Annotated in this window: 13 protein-coding genes and 1 riboswitch; of the genes, 8 read left to right on the top strand and 5 right to left on the bottom strand. The window is 72.8% G+C overall.

The features are described 5' to 3' along the window. Positions 1-11 precede the first annotated feature (11 nt). Positions 12-1655: a DUF5691 domain-containing protein gene (locus EV567_RS17995; RefSeq protein WP_130441209.1), complete on the top strand. Its 1644-nt coding sequence runs from the start codon at positions 12-14 to the stop codon at positions 1653-1655. Positions 1656-1759: 104 nt separating this feature from the next. Here the strand turns inward: EV567_RS17995 and EV567_RS17990 are convergent, their stop codons facing one another. After that, the gene (locus tag EV567_RS17990; protein WP_130441207.1) at positions 1760-2176 is read right to left on the bottom strand and encodes a cobalamin B12-binding domain-containing protein; all 417 of its coding nucleotides are present in this window, start codon (positions 2174-2176) and stop codon (positions 1760-1762) included. Positions 2177-2482: 306 nt separating this feature from the next. Between EV567_RS17990 and EV567_RS17985 the strand changes: the two genes are divergently transcribed. Next, complete coding sequence (locus tag EV567_RS17985) at positions 2483-3364, top strand: triacylglycerol lipase (protein WP_130441205.1); 882 nt, start codon at positions 2483-2485, stop codon at positions 3362-3364. Positions 3365-3481: 117 nt separating this feature from the next. Beyond that, entirely contained in the window at positions 3482-5152 is a 1671-nt protein-coding gene (locus tag EV567_RS17980; protein ID WP_130441203.1) for a M23 family metallopeptidase, read from the top strand. A 72-nt stretch (positions 5153-5224) separates the two neighbouring features. Here the strand turns inward: EV567_RS17980 and pcrA are convergent, their stop codons facing one another. Then, positions 5225-7714 carry a DNA helicase PcrA gene (gene pcrA / locus EV567_RS17975; RefSeq protein ID WP_130441201.1) on the bottom strand — a complete coding sequence of 830 codons (2490 nt, stop codon included), beginning with the start codon at positions 7712-7714 and terminating at the stop codon, positions 5225-5227. A gap of 268 nt (positions 7715-7982) precedes the next feature. After that, positions 7983-8156: riboswitch (cyclic di-AMP (ydaO/yuaA leader) on the top strand. 8 nt (positions 8157-8164) lie between these two features. Here pcrA and EV567_RS17970 point away from each other — a divergent pair. Then, the gene (locus tag EV567_RS17970; protein ID WP_130441199.1) at positions 8165-9346 is read left to right on the top strand and encodes a C40 family peptidase; all 1182 of its coding nucleotides are present in this window, start codon (positions 8165-8167) and stop codon (positions 9344-9346) included. 74 nt (positions 9347-9420) lie between these two features. On the opposite strand, the gene EV567_RS17965 is transcribed toward EV567_RS17970, so the two are convergent. After that, positions 9421-9774 carry a hypothetical protein gene (locus EV567_RS17965; RefSeq protein WP_130441197.1) on the bottom strand — a complete coding sequence of 118 codons (354 nt, stop codon included), beginning with the start codon at positions 9772-9774 and terminating at the stop codon, positions 9421-9423. 481 nt (positions 9775-10255) lie between these two features. On the opposite strand from EV567_RS17965, the gene EV567_RS17960 reads away from it, so the two are divergent. Together EV567_RS17960 and EV567_RS17955 are read left to right on the top strand one after the other, a co-directional pair. After that, on the top strand, positions 10256-11335 hold the full coding sequence (locus EV567_RS17960; protein ID WP_130441195.1) for a C40 family peptidase: 1080 nt from the start codon (positions 10256-10258) through the stop codon (positions 11333-11335). Between the two features lie 196 nt (positions 11336-11531). After that, entirely contained in the window at positions 11532-12266 is a 735-nt protein-coding gene (locus EV567_RS17955) for a hypothetical protein (RefSeq protein WP_130441193.1), read from the top strand. On the opposite strand, the gene EV567_RS17950 is transcribed toward EV567_RS17955, so the two are convergent. Beyond that, positions 12157-12924: a response regulator transcription factor gene (locus EV567_RS17950; RefSeq protein ID WP_130441191.1), complete on the bottom strand. Its 768-nt coding sequence runs from the start codon at positions 12922-12924 to the stop codon at positions 12157-12159. The genes EV567_RS17955 and EV567_RS17950 overlap by 110 nt on opposite strands. Further along, on the bottom strand, positions 12921-14213 hold the full coding sequence (locus EV567_RS17945) for an ATP-binding protein (RefSeq protein ID WP_130441189.1): 1293 nt from the start codon (positions 14211-14213) through the stop codon (positions 12921-12923). Before EV567_RS17945 ends, EV567_RS17950 begins: the two co-directional genes overlap by 4 nt. Positions 14214-14392: 179 nt before the next feature. Here EV567_RS17945 and EV567_RS17940 point away from each other — a divergent pair, with 179 nt between their 5' ends. Then, positions 14393-15949 carry a PspC domain-containing protein gene (locus EV567_RS17940; protein WP_130441187.1) on the top strand — a complete coding sequence of 519 codons (1557 nt, stop codon included), beginning with the start codon at positions 14393-14395 and terminating at the stop codon, positions 15947-15949. After that, positions 15936-16175 carry a hypothetical protein gene (locus tag EV567_RS17935; protein WP_130441185.1) on the top strand — a complete coding sequence of 80 codons (240 nt, stop codon included), beginning with the start codon at positions 15936-15938 and terminating at the stop codon, positions 16173-16175. Before EV567_RS17940 ends, EV567_RS17935 begins: the two co-directional genes overlap by 14 nt. Positions 16176-16235: the final 60 nt, after the last annotated feature.

Raw genomic sequence — 16235 nt, 5'->3', positions numbered from 1 at the left:
ACACGCCTCCCATGAACAACGCCCCGCACACCCCACCCACCTGGCAAGACCTCCTCACCGCAGCCCTCCTGGGCACAGACCGGCGGAAGCCCACCGCCGGCCAAGCCCACCCCACAGCCCACCCGAAAGCCCTGCTGGACGCCGCCGCCGCCGAGACCGTACGCCGGAGAGCCGGCCTCCAGCCGGGCCGAGCGGCCCCCCGCCTCGAGCCGGCCCCCACCGACCCCCGCCCCCGACTTCCCGCCCCCGCAGCCCGCCGGCTCGCCCTCCTCCTGGCCGACCGCCCCAACGCGGGCGGAGGCGGCCGCAGAGGCAGCGCACCCGATCTCATGGAGCTGCTCCCCCAATGGCTTGCGGCGGCGAACGCCCACGGCTTCGCCCCGCCCCCCGAGACACTGCCCGCCCTGCTCGACGCGGCGAGGGCCCGCACGGACCTGCGTCCGGCGGTCCTGGAGTTCGCGGGCTCACACGCCCTGTGGCTGGCACGGCTCAACCCGGACTGGCGGTTCGCCCTGCGCACCACTCCCGGCGCAGGCGCGTCCCTGCCGGGGCCGGAGGAACCGGGCCGGGTGACAGCGCTCTGGCGGGAGGGGCTGTTCGCCGAGCGGGTAGCCCTCCTCGCGGCGCTGCGCGCCCGCGACGCCGACGCGGCCCGCACCCTGCTCGCGGCCACCTGGCCGACGGAGCGCGCCGAGGACCGGCTGATGTTCCTCGACTCGCTGCGCACCGGCCTGGGCCCGCGGGACGAGCCGTTCCTGGAGCAGGCCCTCGCCGACCGCAGCCGCAACGTCCGGGCGACGGCGGCGGAGCTGCTGTCGGCGCTGCCCGGCTCGGCGCTCGCCGCACGGATGGCGGTCCGGGCCGGCGCGTGTGTGGCCCTCGACCACACCCGTGACTCACCGACGCTCGTCGTGGAGGCGCCGCAGGAGTGCGACGCGGCCATGGAACGCGACGGTGTGGCCGCCAAGGCGCCGTCGGGCCGGGGTGAGCGGTCCTGGTGGCTGGGCCAGCTGGTGGAGGCGGCCCCGCTCGCCGCCTGGCCCGCTCGCCTGGGCGGTCGTACGCCCGAGGAGATCGTGGCGCTGCCGGTCGCCGACGACTGGACGGGCGAGCTGCACGCGGCGTGGTGCCGGGCGGCCGTACGGCAGCGGGACGCCGCTTGGTCGCGGGCGCTGCTGGGGCCCCCGTCGGCGCCCGGCGCGGGCGGCCCGGGCGCGGTCTCGCTGGCCGAGCGGGCCAAGCTGCTGGAGACGCTGCCGGTGGACGAGCGGGCCGGGTGGGTGGCCGGCTTCATCGCGGCGCACGGCCTGTCGGAGGCGTTCCAGTTGCTCGGAGTGTGCGCGGTGCCCTGGGCCGCGCCCCTGGGGCGGGCGGTGGTCGACGCGCTGAACATCGCGCGTGACGCGGGCAGCTACCCGTGGAGCTTCAGCGGGGTGATGGGCCTGGCGGAGCGCTGCCTCGACCCGTCGGAGGCGTCCCGCCTGGACAGCCTGCTCACGGCCCCGGACGAACCGGAGGACGCGTCGCCCGGAGCCGGCGGCTACTGGACGGAGGCGTTCCAGCGACTGGGCACGACGCTGCGGCTGCGGGCGGTGATGGCGGCGGAACTGCGGACGGCGGAGCGGACGACGGCACAGGAGCCGGGTCCGGCATGAAAGCACCGATCACGACGCCCGCACCCGCCCGAGAAAAGCCCCGCTCCCCGGCGCCCGCGCACGAACCGCCCCGAGAAACGCCCCCACGCCCCGGCACGGCGGCCCTACGCCCCCGCCGGCTGCCGCACGTTCTCCCGCACCCACTCCACGATGGACGTCGTCGTCGCCCCGGGCGTGAAGATCTCCGCGACGCCCTTCTCCTTCAGCGGCGCGATGTCGGCCTCCGGGATGATCCCCCCGCCGAAGACGAGGATGTCCGCCGCGTCCCGCTCCCGGAGCAGCTCGATCACGGCGGCGAAGAGCGTGTTGTGCGCCCCGGAGAGGATCGACAGGCCGATCGCGTCGGCGTCCTCCTGGATCGCGGTGTCGACGATCTGCTCGGGGGTCTGGTGGAGGCCGGTGTAGATGACCTCCATGCCGGCGTCGCGCAGAGCGCGCGCGATCACCTTGGCTCCACGATCGTGGCCGTCGAGCCCCGGCTTCGCCACCACGACGCGGATCGGACCGGCTGCCACACCCATCACTGCCTCCATGAAGCCATTTCGAAGTGAACGAACGTTATCTCCAGCATCCCGCACCCGGCAGTTTCTGGGATGCGGCGAGGGGGAAATCACACGATGGGACACGTAGACGTTCGCCGCGCGGGGTTCCTTCCGCATCAGGGGGGTACTCGCGCACCGGGAGCCGCACACGAGGTCGCCGCACCGCCGAGGCGCAAGGCGCGCCGTGGCGGCGCGCGCCCGGCGGGCCGAGGGGCCCGCACCGCGACTTCCACGAGGGCACACGGGGGACAGAGGCGTCCCCAGCGTGCCGACAGGAGGTCGGCCATGCAGGTCACCCGGGCGTTGGAGCCCCTGTTTCCGCTGTGTCAGCGTCTGCTGCCGAGCAGACTGGCGGGGCTCTCCGTGACGCTTCTCAAGGCGACGGCCTTGGAACTCGCGATTCTCGCCGGGCACCTCCTCCTGTACCCCTCGGGCATCGTCCAGGAGCGCCGCGGACAGGTCGTCCCGCCGCTCCCCACCGCGGACGACGCGAGCGATCCGGCCCGGTTGCCGACCCAGGCCGCGCCCCCTGTCGTCCTGCTGCACGGCTTCATCGACAACCGTTCGGTGTTCGTGCTGCTGCGCCGCAGCCTCGCCCAGCACGGCAGGCATCGCGTGGAGTCCCTCAACTACTCCCCGCTGACCTGCGACATCCGCACGGCGGCCGAGCTGCTGGGGCGGCACATCGAGGAGATCTGCGAGCGCACGGGCAGCAGCCGCGTGGACGTCGTGGGGCACAGCCTGGGCGGTCTGATCGCCCGCTACTACGTGCAGTGCCTCGGCGGCGACAGCCGGGTGCGCACGCTGGTCACGCTCGGCACCCCGCACGCCGGCACACGGGTGGCGCCGCTGGCGAACGCGCACCCCATAGTGCGCCAGATGCGCCCCGAGTCCGAGGTCATGGAGGAGCTGTCCCGCCCCGCCCCCGGGTGCCGGACGAACTTCGTCAGCTTCTGGAGCGACCTGGACCACCTGATGGTCCCGCTGGAGAGCGCCCGGCTCGACCACCCCGACCTGCGCGCACAGAACGTCCAGGTGAGCGGCATCGGCCATCTCGCGCTGCCCGTCCATCCGGCCGTGGCGACCGGGATACGGCAGGCCCTCGACCTCGACCGCGCGGCCGCAGCCGCGGCAGCCCCGCACACGGACGGCCTGACGGTCGCCTGACGACCGGACCGGAGCGCCCTGCGACCGCCCTGCGACCGCCCTGACGGTCGTACAACATCGAACAGTTTTCGAACATAGGGCCAAACCCGCGCCCGCCCTCCCCCGAAACAGGGCCGAATGCCCCTTTCCCTCGGGCACGAAACCTGCGGAAGATTGTCGCGCCCGCATACCGCCGGGTACAGTCGCCGCACTGCTCTGGCAGCCCCTGTTGTCGAGGCGAGAGAGAAGTTGGTGAACGACCGTCATCCGTCGGGGACCATGACCACCCCGGCTCCGGCTTCCGACGCCGACTCCGCGCACTACGCGTCCTACGGCACCCAGGAGGCTCCGTACGACGGCTTCACCTCGTACGTCGACCAGGACGCCCAGTCCTCCGGGCACTACGCGGCCGGCCCCCTCTACGGCGTCCTGCCTGACGACGGCTCCGCGACCGGCGCGTACGACGCCACGCACTGGGCGACGGGCAGCCACCACACCCTGAACTACGACCCGTACGCGGCCCAGCACCACGCCGCCTACGACACGGGCGCCTACGACACGACCGCCTGGTCCACGGACCAGCAGCTGTCCGCCATCCCGCAGCAGTCCCCGGCCCCCGACACCAGCGGCCAGTGGGACGCGAGCGCCTGGCAGCAGCCCGACCGCTCGAGCGGCCTCGCCGACCAGACCCAGCAGTGGGAGTGGGGGACGCAGGCCTTCGACACCGGCGCCTACGACGCCACGCAGTGGAACTCCGACGGCGGTGTCCCCACGCCGGGCGCCGAGGAGTACGAGCACCAGCACGAGGCGCCGTTCGACCAGCAGGCCACCTCCGCCTTCGAAGCCGTCGCCTATGACGAGCCGGGCGCACACGACTACGACGAGTCGGCTACGTACGAAGAGACGGGCGCGTACGACGAGAACGGCGCGTACGACGACGCTCTCGCCTACGACGACGGCGACCCCGCCGCCACCGGTGAGCTGACCGCCGTCCCCGACGCCCCGCTCCTCGACGACCAGGAGGAGACCGCGCCGGCCCCCGCCTCCCGGGTCGCCGCCCGCGCCGCCAACCGCTCCCGCCGCCGCTCGCCCGCGAAGCGCTCCGCGCTCCTCACCGTGGCCGTGCCCTCGGCCTGCGTGATGGGCGTCGCCGGCATCGCCGCCGCCTCCGTCGGCACGCTGACCGGCGGTGACGACACGGAGACCACGGCGTCCGCCGCCGAGGCGCAGCCGGTGAAGCCCTCCGCCGCCAACAACAAGCTGGACGCCCAGCTCCAGACGCTGAGCGCCGAGGCCGACGACTTCGGCGACCGCGTCAGCCGCACCCAGGAGCGCATCGACCTCAAGGCGCAGCAGGAGGCCGACCGCAAGAAGGCGATCGCGGAGGCGGCCCGCAAGGAGCGGCTGCGCCCCAAGTACGCCCTTCCGGTCGCCGCGCACGGGCTGAGCGCCCTGTACGGCCAGTCCGGCATCAACTGGATGTCCCAGCACACCGGCATCGACTTCCCGGTCTCCTACGGCACGACCGTGATGGCCGCGACCGACGGAACCGTGCGCACGCAGTACAACGTCGCCTACGGCAACATGCTGATCCTGACGGCGAAGGACGGCACGGAGACCTGGTACTGCCACCTCTCCAGCTACCGCGTCTCCTCCGGCACCAAGGTGAAGGCCGGCGAGCCGATCGCGTACTCCGGGAACTCCGGCAACTCGACCGGCCCCCACCTGCACTTCGAGGTGCGGCCGGGCGGGGGCAGCTCGGTCGACCCGCTTTCCTGGCTGCGCAGCCACGGTCTGGACCCGACGTAGGCCCTGCCGGCACCAGCTTTCGGTGAGCCCCCGCCGTGACGGACTCCGTCGCGGCGGGGGCTTTCCGTCATGTCAGAGCTTCTCCACCGGCGCGTACCGCAGCAGCAGCCGCTTCGGCTTGACGTCGCCGAAGTCGATCGTGGCCTCGGCGTTCACGCCCGTGCCCTTCACGGCGACGACCGTGCCGAGCCCGAACTGGTCGTGGGTGACGCGGTCGCCGACGGCCAGGGAGACGACCGGCTTCTCCGCCGTGCGCCGCGTGGCGAAGCCGGACGCGCCGGCCGCCGAGGAGCGGGAGCGGGACGACGACAGCGAGGCCGCCACCGAGGACGCCGGGCCGCCGGAGGACAGGGGCGAGGTCGAGCCCGTGCGCTTCCAGTCGACGTGCGTGGCCGGGATCTCCTCCAGGAACCGGGAGGGCGGGTTGTACGAGGGCTGCCCCCAGGCGCTGCGCATCGCGGACCGCGTGAGGTACAGCCGCTCACGCGCGCGCGTGATGCCGACGTAGGCGAGGCGGCGCTCCTCCTCCAGTTCCTTCGTCTGGCCGAGGGCGCGCATGTGGGGGAAGACGCCGTCTTCCATGCCGGTGAGGAAGACGACCGGGAACTCCAGGCCCTTGGCCGTGTGCAGGGTCATCAGTGTGATGACGCCCGAGCCGTCCTCGTCCTCGTCGGGGATCTGGTCGGAGTCGGCGACGAGCGCGACCCGCTCCAGGAACTCGGCGAGCGAGGCGGGCGTCTCGCTCTCCCCCGACTCCTGCTCGAACTCCAGGGCCACGGCCGCGAGTTCCTGGAGGTTCTCGATGCGGGTCTCGTCCTGCGGGTCGGTGGAGGCCTGCAACTCGGCCAGGTAGCCGGTGCGTTCGAGGACCGCCTCCAGCACGGTGGCCGGTCCCGCGCCCGACTCGACGATGGTGCGCAGTTCGTCCATCAGCACGTTGAACCGCTTCACGGCGTTGGTCGACCGGGCGGCCATGCCGTAGGCCTCGTCGACGCGCTTCAGGGCCTGCGGGAAGCTGATCTTCTCGCGCTGGGACAGGGCGTCGACCATGGCCTCGGCGCGCTCGCCGATGCCGCGCTTGGGCACGTTGAGGATGCGGCGCAGCGGCACCGAGTCCTCCGGGTTGGCGAGGACCCGGAGGTAGGCCAGGACGTCCCGGACCTCCTTGCGCTCGTAGAAGCGGACGCCGCCGACGACCTTGTAGGGCAGGCCGACGCGGATGAAGACCTCTTCGAAGACACGGGACTGCGCGTTGGTGCGGTAGAAGACGGCGACGTCCTTGGCCTTCGCGTCGCCCGCGTCCGTGAGGCGGTCTATCTCGTCGGCGACGAACTGCGCCTCGTCGTGCTCGGTGTCGGCGACGTAGCCGGTGATGCGCGCGCCCTCGCCCGCGTTGGTCCACAGGTTCTTGGGGCGGCGGGACTCGTTGCGTTCGATGACCGCGTTGGCGGCGGACAGGATCGTCTGGGTGGAGCGATAGTTCTGCTCCAGCAGGATCGTCGTCGCGTCCGGGTAGTCCTCCTCGAACTGGAGGATGTTGCGGATGGTCGCGCCGCGGAAGGCGTAGATCGACTGGTCGGCGTCGCCCACGACGCAGAGCTCGGCCGGCGGCACGTCGTACGTGCTCGGCGGCACGTCGACGGGGTGCTCGGAGGTGCCGACCAGCTCGCGGACCAGGGCGTACTGGGCGTGGTTGGTGTCCTGGTACTCGTCGACCAGGACGTGCCGGAAGCGGCGGCGGTAGTGCTCGGCGACGTCGGGGAACGCGCGCAGCAGGTTGACCGTCGTCATGATCAGGTCGTCGAAGTCGAGGGCGTTCGCCTCGCGCAGCCGCGACTGGTACATCGCGTAGGCCTGGGCGAGCGTCTTCTCGAAGCCGTCGGCGGCCTGGGCGGCGAAGTCCTCCTCGTCGACCAGCTCGTTCTTCAGGTTGCTGATCTTGGCGCTGAAGGACTTGGGCGGGTAGCGCTTGGGGTCGAGGTCCAGGTCGCGGCAGACCAGGGCCATCAGACGCTTGGAGTCGGCGGCGTCGTAGATCGAGAACGACGAGGTGAAGCCGAGCTTCTTGCTCTCGCGGCGCAGGATGCGCACGCACGCGCTGTGGAACGTCATCACCCACATCGCGTTCGCGCGCGGGCCGACGAGCTGCTCGACGCGCTCCTTCATCTCGCCCGCGGCCTTGTTGGTGAAGGTGATCGCGAGGATCTGCCCGGGGTGGACGTCCCGCTCGGCGAGGAGGTGGGCGATGCGGTGGGTCAGCACGCGCGTCTTGCCGGAGCCGGCGCCTGCGACGATGAGCAGCGGCGCGCCGGCGTGGACGACGGCGGCGCGCTGGTTGTCGTTGAGCCCCTCCAGGAGCGCGGCGGCGTCGATGACCGGGCGGGGAGCGCCGTCGCGGTAGTGGGCCTCCCGGTCCGGGGACACGTCGAACTTCCCGCCGAACAGATCGTCCGGAACCGACTCCGGAGTGTGATCGTCCTCGGGCGGAGGCGGGGGCTCCTCCTCGTGGCCGCGCGGGGCCTGGAGGTCCGCCAGGAAGCTGTCGTCAAAGAGGCTGCTCATCGCTCTCCGAGTCTAGGGTGCCGCACCGACAACCCGCCGCCGTCCCGGGAACATCACCACCCGGTGGGCATGAACATGACGGACCAATCGCCCAGAGCGCGGCAAAGCGCACCGAATTCGCCGCATCGATCACAGAACACCAAAGACCTGACCGAGAGTCACGGAAATGTATCGGGGCATATCACCCATCAACCTTCACAGGGGCCACACCAGTTGGCTACCGTGCCGGGAAGGCCGTACGCCCCACACCGGCGAACCCCGCCGGACCGCGCGGCCTCCGCCGAGTCCGGCGTGCGCCCTCGCGGCAGCCGGAGCCGGGGACCCACCGAGACCTTGGGGTGAATCGGCCGCCCGCCCCGCGAGGGCGCGGCCGTAGGGCAACCCTTCCGAAGCACCCGCCCGAACCCGACAGCTAACCCGGTAGGCGGAGCACGGAAGGAGTCGCCTCCCTTGGCGTCGCAGCACCGCAAGCCACGCTCGCCGGTTACGCGCGTAGCGGGCATACGCACCCCCGCCCTCGCCACCGCCGCCCTCGCCTCCGTGGCGCTGCTCTCTCAGACGGCCCAGGCCGCGCCCCCCGCCGACGGCAAGCCGAGTCTGGAGGAGGTCGAGAAGAAGGTCGGCGACCTCTACCGGCAGGCGGAGTCGGCGACCGAGAAGTACAACGCCGCCAAGGAGAGGACGGCCCAGCAACGCACGCGCGTGGACGGCCTACTCGACGACGTCGCCCGGCGCACCGAGAAGCTCAACGAGGCGCGCGAGGAGCTGGGTTCCTTCGCCGCCGCGCAGTACCGCACCGGCGCCTCCGCGCCCGACACCGCGACCTTCCTGCTCGCGGACACCCCGCAGGACTACTTCGACCGGACGCAGCTGATGGACCGGCTGACCAGCCGCCAGAAGGAGTCGGTCGACGCCTACGTCACCGAGCAGTCGGCCACGATGAAGAAGCGGCAGGAGGCGTCCCGGAGCCTTCAGACGCTCACCGCCTCCCAGAACGACCTGAGGACCGCCAAGGCCACCGTCCAGAAGAAGCTCAGCGACGCGCGCGTGCTGCTGTCGCAGCTGACGGCGCAGGAGAAGGCGCGGCTCGCCGAGATCGAGAGGCGCAAACAGCGGGAGGCCGCCCGCAAGGCGGCGGAGCTGGCGCGGCAGCAGGCGGCCGAGCGGGCGGCGCAGGAGGAGAGCGCCGGCTCCGCGGGCTCGGACGCGCCCTCGTCATCGCCCTCGGCGCCCCCGTCGTCATCCTCCTCCTCGACCGCCGACGCCTCGTACGGCACCAAGGCGGGGAAGGCGCTGAGCTTCGCCCGCGCGCAGATCGGCAAGCCGTACGTCTGGGGCGCCACCGGACCCGATTCCTACGACTGCTCCGGTCTCACCCAGGCCGCATGGAAGGCCGCAGGAGTCTCCCTCCCGCGCACCACCTACGACCAGGTCGGCGCCGGCACGACGGTCTCCGTGGCCGACGCCCTGCCCGGCGACCTGATCTTCTTCTACGACGACGTCACCCACGTGGGCCTCTACATCGGCAACGGCATGATGATCCACGCGCCCAAGCCCGGGGCGTACGTGCGCGAGGAGTCGGTGTTCTACGACGGCGAGTCCGCGATCCACGGCGTGGTCCGGCCGGCCTGAGCCGGAGGCCCGGGCCCGGGCACGGGCACGGGGTCACCGGTCGGGTGTGCCGGGCCCCTGCCCTGCGCGCCGCGTCAGGTCCAGAGCACCGCGATGAAGACGTTGGCCACGGTCAGCGCCCCGACCAGCCCGAAGAGCGGCTTCTCCACGCTCTCCTCGTCCCGCTTCACGTAGACGAGACCGAGGATCACGACCAGCAGGGCGAGCTTCACACCGATCTTGATGTTGTTGACGGCCTGGTCGTCCGCCTGGTTGAGGCCGACCAGGACGACACCGGTGACCAGCATCGTCGCCGCGCCGTGCAGCATCGCGGGGACGAAATGGGCCGTGCCCCGGCCCATCGCCTTCATCTGGGTGAGAAAGCCCCCGAGCAGCGCGGCGATGCCGATGATGTGCAGGCCGACGAAGAGATGGATGAGTACGTCCATGGAGCCGGATGCTAGTCAGCGGTGCTGTCGCCGCCCGACACCGGCCCACCCCTCGCGCCGGTCTCGCATATGTGCGCCGCATAGCAGCCCGCCGTCGGAAGCCGCCCCGAAAGCACCGCATCGATCACCGAAGTGCGCGAAACCGACGGCTTCGGACCGGCCTGACGACCATGTCCGGTCACCCTCCAGTCCACTGGTGTCACTTCCGTACATCTCGTTACCGACCCGACATCACCGGGCCTAGCGTCCTCCCCCAGGTGACCGGCTCCCCACCGCCGTCCGGACCAGGGACGGCAGTCGGCCACCACCGCCGAAAGTCCGGCGGCGCGTCCGCTTCCCTGAGCGGGCCGTCGCCGGACGCGTCAGCCGCTCCCCGCGGCCGTACGTCCGTCCGCTCCCCACGGCGGGCACGGGCCCCCGCCCGGCCCCACCCGACGGCCGTACCGACGAGGCGGTCGTACGAAAGGACGTGCAGTCCCACGTGGCAGCGCACCGCAAGCCGAGACATCGCTCGCTCGGCGGCCATACGGTCCGAACGGCGGCCACCCTCGCCCTCGCCGGCGCGGCGGGCGCGACGGCTTTCGAAGGGGCCGGCATCGCCGCCCCCCAGGCCACTCCGGCGCAGGTGAAGGCCAAGGTCGACAAGCTGTACCAGGAGGCGGAGGCCGCCACCGAGAAGTACAACGGGGCGCAGGAGAAGGCGACGGCGACCGAGCGGCGGCTGAAGGGCTTACAGGACGAGGCCGCCCGCAGGGAACTGCGGCTGAACACGGCGCGTGAGGCGCTCGGCAACATGGCGGCCGCCCAGTACCGCGGCGGCGGCCTCGATCCCGCGATGCAGCTCTTCCTCTCCGACGACCCCGACGCCTACCTCGACGGCGCCGCCTTCGCCGAGCGGGCTGGCGACCGGCAGTCCGGGGCCGTCGCCCGGGTCCGCGAGCAGGTGCGCGAGGTGGAGCAACTGCGCGGCGCCGCGCGCGTGGAGCTGACCTCGCTCAAGAAGCGCCAGGCCGAACTGCGGCGGCACAAGAAGACGATCACCGGCAAGCTGGACGCCGCGCGTGACCTGCTGTCCCGGCTCACGGCGCGGGACCGGGCCGAGTTCGACGACGAGGGGACGGGCGGCGGCACGGACCCGCGGGCCTCCCGCGGCTCCACGGGCGCCCGCGACGCCCTCCCGGCCGTCGGCTCCGCCACCGCCGAGGCGCCCAGCTCCCGTGCCGCGGAGGCCGTCTCCTACGCCTACTCCAAGCTCGGCAGCCCCTATGTATGGGGGGCGACCGGCCCGAACGCCTTCGACTGCTCGGGGCTCGTCCTGGCCTCCTACCGCTCCGCGGGCGTCGCCCTGCCCCGCACCACGTATGCGCAGATCGACGCCGGCCGACGTGTCTCGCGTTCCGAACTGCGCCCCGGCGACCTGGTGTTCTTCTACTCCGGCATCACCCACGTCGGCATCTACATCGGCGACGGCAAGATGATCCACGCCCCCAACCCCTCGGCCCCGGTACGCGTGGCCCCCCTCGACGAGATGCCCTTCGCGGGGGCGACGCGAGTGGTGTGAGAGCACCTGGGCGGCCGGGGCGGGGTGGCCGGGCTGCGACCCGATGCGGACCGACCGTCGGGTCTGCGTGGCATGGGCATGCGACGCGGTAGGTTCAGCGCGCGAAGCGAACGGCACCGCGCCTGTACGTCGGCGTCGGGCAGACCGCCGTCTCGCGCCTGCCGCTCACGCCCCTGGCCCGCTCGAAAGAGGCCCGATGTCTCCAGCCGCGCTGCCGCCTCCCCCTCCCCCGCCGCACATCCGGTCCTGGCCCGACCGGTCGGCGCTGCTGGCCGACCGGGAGCGGGCGCTGGAGGAGCTGCACGGGCACAGCCTCGGCGTGCACCGTGTCCTGCTGCTGTGGCTGCTGGCGCTCGCGGCGATCATCGGCTGGGCGCTGCTGGTTTTGCCGCTGAAGCAGTTCGAGGAGCGGGACCCCACGGGCTTCCTGCTCGGCCCGGTCTTCGCCCTTCTCGGACTCGCCGCGCTGACCCCCTCCGTCGTCGCCGTCGCGCTCGCCGTGCGCCGCGACCAGCAGCTGCGCCGGCTCCTCGACGCCTGGCTCGCCCTGGACAGCCACCCGCTGTCCGACGCCCGTCTGCGCTCCCCGGGCCTCAGTCTGTTCTGGCTGCTGTCCTCCCTCACCGTCGGCGCGATCGGCCTGTGGGCGTCCTTCACCTCCGCTGCCGGCGCGAGCGCCGGGCGGTCGGCGCACGCCGACGTCGCCCTGCGCGTCGGCGCGGGCACCATCCTGTGGCTGGCGGGCCTGATCGGCGTGGTGAAAGCCGTCCGGCACTACCGGTGGGCGCTGCGGATGCTGGCTCCGGCGCCCGCCGCCGAGCTCACACCAGCCGCCGTGCCGTCGCCCACCGCGTCAGCTCGTGCCGGTTCGACAGCTGGAGCTTTCTCAGGACCGCCGACACATGGGACTCGACCGTCTTCACCGAGATGAACAGCTGCTTGGCGATCTCCTTGTACGCGTAGCCGCGGGCGATCAGGCGCAGCACCTCCCGCTCGCGCTGCGTGAGACGGTCGAGGTCCTCGTCGACCGGCGGGGCGTCGGTGGAGGCGAAGGCGTCGAGGACGAACCCGGCGAGGCGGGGCGAGAAGACGGCGTCGCCCTCCTGCACCCGGAACACGGAGCCGATCAGGTCGGCGCCGGTGATCGTCTTGGTGACATAGCCCCGGGCGCCGCCGCGGATCACCCCGATCACGTCCTCCGCCGCGTCCGACACGGACAGGGCGAGGAACCGCACGGGCTGCTCGGCGTCCGCCATCAACGGGGCGCAGCGGCGCAGCACTTCGACTCCGCCGCCGCCCGGCAGGTGCACGTCGAGGAGGACGACCTCGGGCCGGGTCGCGGTGATCACCGTGACGGCCTGGTCGACGTCAGCGGCCTCGCCGACGACCTCGACGCCGGTCTCCTCGGTCCGGCCGATCTCGGCCTGGACGCCGGTGCGGAACATGCGGTGGTCGTCGACGAGGACCACCCGCACCCGGCGCCCTCCCGCGCCGTCGCGGTCGCCGTCTCCGATGGAGTGCGCCGGCTCGGCCGCCTCGGCCGCGCCCGCCGTTCCGTTCGCCTCGGTGGCCTCGGTGGGGTCGCTCATGACGTCTTCTCCGCCCTCTCCATCTCCAGTTCGACCTCCGTGCCGCCCCCCGGCACCGCGCGCAGCCGCGCGGTCCCGCCGTTGCGCTCCATACGGCCGATGATCGATTCTCTGACGCCCATGCGGTCGGCGGGTATGGACTCGAGGTCGAATCCGGGACCGCGGTCCCGGACGGACACGAAGACCGTCCTTCCCTCCACTTCCGCATACACCTGCACGGCGCCGCCCTCGCCACCGTACTTGGCGGCGTTCACCATCGCCTCGCGCGCGGCCTGCATCTGCGCGGCCACCCCCTCGTCGAGCGGGCAGTCGCCAACTATCACGACCTCGATGGGCACACCGTGGTTGTCCTCCACCTCCGCGGCGTTGCGCCGGACCGCTTCGGCGACCGTGTCCGGCTCGTCCGCCTCGTCCTTGCCGGTGCCCTCGGGTTTGTAGAGCCAGGTGCGCAGGTCGCGTTCCTGGGCGCGGGCGAGGCGGCGCACCTCGCCGGCGTTCTCGGCGTTGCGCTGGATCAGGGTGAGCGTGTGCAGCACCGAGTCGTGGACGTGGGCGGCGACCTCCGCGCGTTCCTGGGCACGGATGCGCATCAGCCGCTCCTCGGACAGGTCCTGCGTCATCCGCACCAGGTACGGCCCGGCGAGCAGGGTGATGCCGACGAGGACCGCGAGGGCCGCCTGCAGGACCGAGCCGAGGTGGGCGGTGGAGCCCTGCAGCACGAAGACCCCGGACACGCCGGCCGCGACCAGGAGGACGCCGGCGCCCGCGCGCAGGAGCGTGAGCGTACGGCGTCTGCGGCCGACCTCGACCCAGCGGGCCCGGCGGGCGTTGTCCGCCTGCCGCCAGACGAGGGCGACGCCCGCGCCGACGAGCACCGCGGGCACCAGGTACGCCTTGGCGCCGCTGCCCAGGTTCACATTGCCGACGAAGACCATGGCGACGACGACCATGAGGAGCAGGGCGACGATCTGGCCCCTGTCCGGCTTGCGGGCGACGAGCCGGCGGCGGCCGTCGGGAGCGGTCTCGGTGGCGACGAGGGAGGGGGACCTCTGGTCGCCGACTCCGCCGACCCCGAGCGGCACGAAGAACCAGAAGGCCGCGTAGAGCAGGGCGCCGAGGCCGTCGGCCGTGAACAGGCCCACGAAGACGAGCCGCACCCAGATCACGGGCAGCCCGAGATGCCCGGCGAGCCCCCGCGCCACACCACCCAGCCAGCGTCCGTCGCTGCTGCGGTAGAGCTTGCGCGGCGGCCGCGGTTCGACGAGTGGCGCTGCTGCGACTTCCGGCATGCCAACGATGTTCACACGGCGGTCGGACAGGGGCATCAGGGTTCGCCCCCGAGACGCCCCTGATCTTCGGCGCCGTCGCGGCTCGAACGCCTCCCGGGCCGGTTCTCAGGGCCGATATCAGGGTCCGACCAGGGTCGTTCCGACTGCCGCGGAGGCGGCTCGCCCGCCACCATGGAGCCATGACAGATCACCAGCACGCCGCGGACGCCGGGCCCGACAGGGGCGCCGCGCCCGACGCGGCCACCCCGTCCTCCGGCGCACCCGGCGCCGCAGGTGAGGAACCGCGCGCACACGGGCAGGCGGCCGGGTTCAAGCAGCCGGACGCCCGCGCGGGCACCGGTGAAGGCACCGGGCCCCGCACCTCCGGCGGATCAGGAAACCCCGGAGACCCAGGAGGCGGCCCCGGAGACCGGGGCAGGCCCTCCGGCGTCCACGGGCCGCCCGACGACCCGGACCCCGCCGGCCGCCTCCCGCACCGGTTCCGCCGCGACCGCGAGCACAAGCTGCTCGCCGGTGTGTGCGCGGGACTCGGGCGGCAGTGCGACATGGACCCGGTGATCTTCCGGATCACGCTCGCCGTGCTCTCCGCGACCGGTGGCATCGGCCTCATCTTCTACGGCTTCGCCTGGCTGTTCGTCCCGTACGCGGGCGACGACCAGAACGAGGTGCGCAAGCTCCTCACCGGCCGGGTCGACGGGCAGGCGCTCGCGGCGCTGCTGTTCGCGCTGGTCGGCTGCGGGGTGTTCCTGTCCATGCTGAACAACGGCGGCGTGCTGAGCTTCGCCGCCCTCCTCTCCCTGCTGCTCGCCGGCGCCGCGTACTGGTCCCAGCACCGGGACGCCTCCGATACCGACCCGCTCGCCGCCCAGGCCGTCGCCGACGCCCCGCCGGAGGCCAAGGCGCCGCCGGCTCCGGCCGCCTACTCGTCCTGGTGGCGCGACCCCATCGTCAAGGACGGCACCCACGAGGGTGGCACGGGCTATCTGTGGGGCCCGCGGGACCCGCACACCCCGGACGCCACCTCGGTCTTCGACGTCGAGCTCGCCGGGCACAAGATCCCCTACACGTCGATACGCCCGCCCGCCCCGGCGCCGCGGCCCCGCGGTCCCCGACGGATCGGCGGCTGGCTGTTCCTGCTCGCCACGCTGGCCGGCGGCCTCGTCACCCGGCTCACCTGGGACGAGCACCCGCTGGGCACCAGCCTCCAGGCGGGTCTGGCCACCGGGCTCGTGATCCTGGGCGTGGGCATCGCGGTCAGCTCGTACCTCGGGCGCACCGGCGCCGGGTCGGTGTTCCTGGCGGTCGTCGTGGCGGGCCTGCTGGCCGGGGCGGCCGTCCTGCCCAAGAACATCGGCACCCGGTGGACGCACACGACATGGCGGCCCGCCGCGGTGACGGAGGTCCGGGCGGACTACGAGGTCGACACCGGGGACGCCGTCCTGGACCTGTCCCGGCTGAACCTGACGAAGGGGCAGACCCTTCGTACGGGGGCCGAGCTGGGGGTCGGGCGGCTGAAGGTGATCGTGCCGCCGGAGGTGACGGTGAGGCTGAGCGTCGAGGTGGCCCTGGGCGACATCCAGCTACCGGGCGAGGACGAGAAGGACGTGGACGTGCAACCGGGGCGGCACAAGCAGATGACCCTGTCGCCGGCGTCGGGCGGTCAGGACGCCGGGACGATCGACCTCGACCTCCAGGTCGCGGTGGGACAGGCGGAGGTGGCCCGTGCTGCGTCATGAGTTCCGGCCGGGCCGGCTGGTCGCCGGCGTGGTCTTCACCGTGGTGGGCGTCCTCTACGCGGGGGACGCGGGCGGCCTGTGGGAGACCCCGTGGTTCGTGGTCGCCCCGGTCGTGGTGGGCGGTCTGGTCCTCGCGGGGGCGACGGGAGCGGTGAGCCGGTCCCTGCGCAGACGGCGCGAACCGGCCCGGGCGACGCCCGGAGCCGGTTCGGAAACGGCGAGCTGAGCGGTAGGCCGGGAGCGAAGACGGCCCGACCTGACGGGTCCTGTCGGAGAAGTCCGACCG

The sequence above is a fragment of the Streptomyces sp. BK239 genome, assembly GCF_004217285.1.
GTDB lineage: Bacteria > Actinomycetota > Actinomycetes > Streptomycetales > Streptomycetaceae > Streptomyces.
Note: the sequence above shows the minus strand (reverse complement) of the source record. Positions and strands in the feature narration are given on the sequence as shown.

Excerpts from the sequence above, each read along its gene's own strand:
- EV567_RS17980 (WP_130441203.1), top strand. The coding sequence starts at position 3,482 with ATGCCCCTTTCCCTCGGGCACGAAACCTGCGGAAGATTGTCGCGCCCG.
- EV567_RS17990 (WP_130441207.1), bottom strand. The coding sequence starts at position 2,176 with ATGGGTGTGGCAGCCGGTCCGATCCGCGTCGTGGTGGCGAAGCCGGGG.
- EV567_RS17955 (WP_130441193.1), top strand. The coding sequence starts at position 11,532 with ATGTCTCCAGCCGCGCTGCCGCCTCCCCCTCCCCCGCCGCACATCCGG.
- EV567_RS17945 (WP_130441189.1), bottom strand. The coding sequence starts at position 14,213 with ATGCCGGAAGTCGCAGCAGCGCCACTCGTCGAACCGCGGCCGCCGCGC.
- EV567_RS17965 (WP_130441197.1), bottom strand. The coding sequence starts at position 9,774 with ATGGACGTACTCATCCATCTCTTCGTCGGCCTGCACATCATCGGCATC.
- pcrA (WP_130441201.1), bottom strand. The coding sequence starts at position 7,714 with ATGAGCAGCCTCTTTGACGACAGCTTCCTGGCGGACCTCCAGGCCCCG.
- EV567_RS17950 (WP_130441191.1), bottom strand. The coding sequence starts at position 12,924 with ATGAGCGACCCCACCGAGGCCACCGAGGCGAACGGAACGGCGGGCGCG.
- EV567_RS17940 (WP_130441187.1), top strand. The coding sequence starts at position 14,393 with ATGACAGATCACCAGCACGCCGCGGACGCCGGGCCCGACAGGGGCGCC.
- EV567_RS17995 (WP_130441209.1), top strand. The coding sequence starts at position 12 with ATGAACAACGCCCCGCACACCCCACCCACCTGGCAAGACCTCCTCACC.
- EV567_RS17985 (WP_130441205.1), top strand. The coding sequence starts at position 2,483 with ATGCAGGTCACCCGGGCGTTGGAGCCCCTGTTTCCGCTGTGTCAGCGT.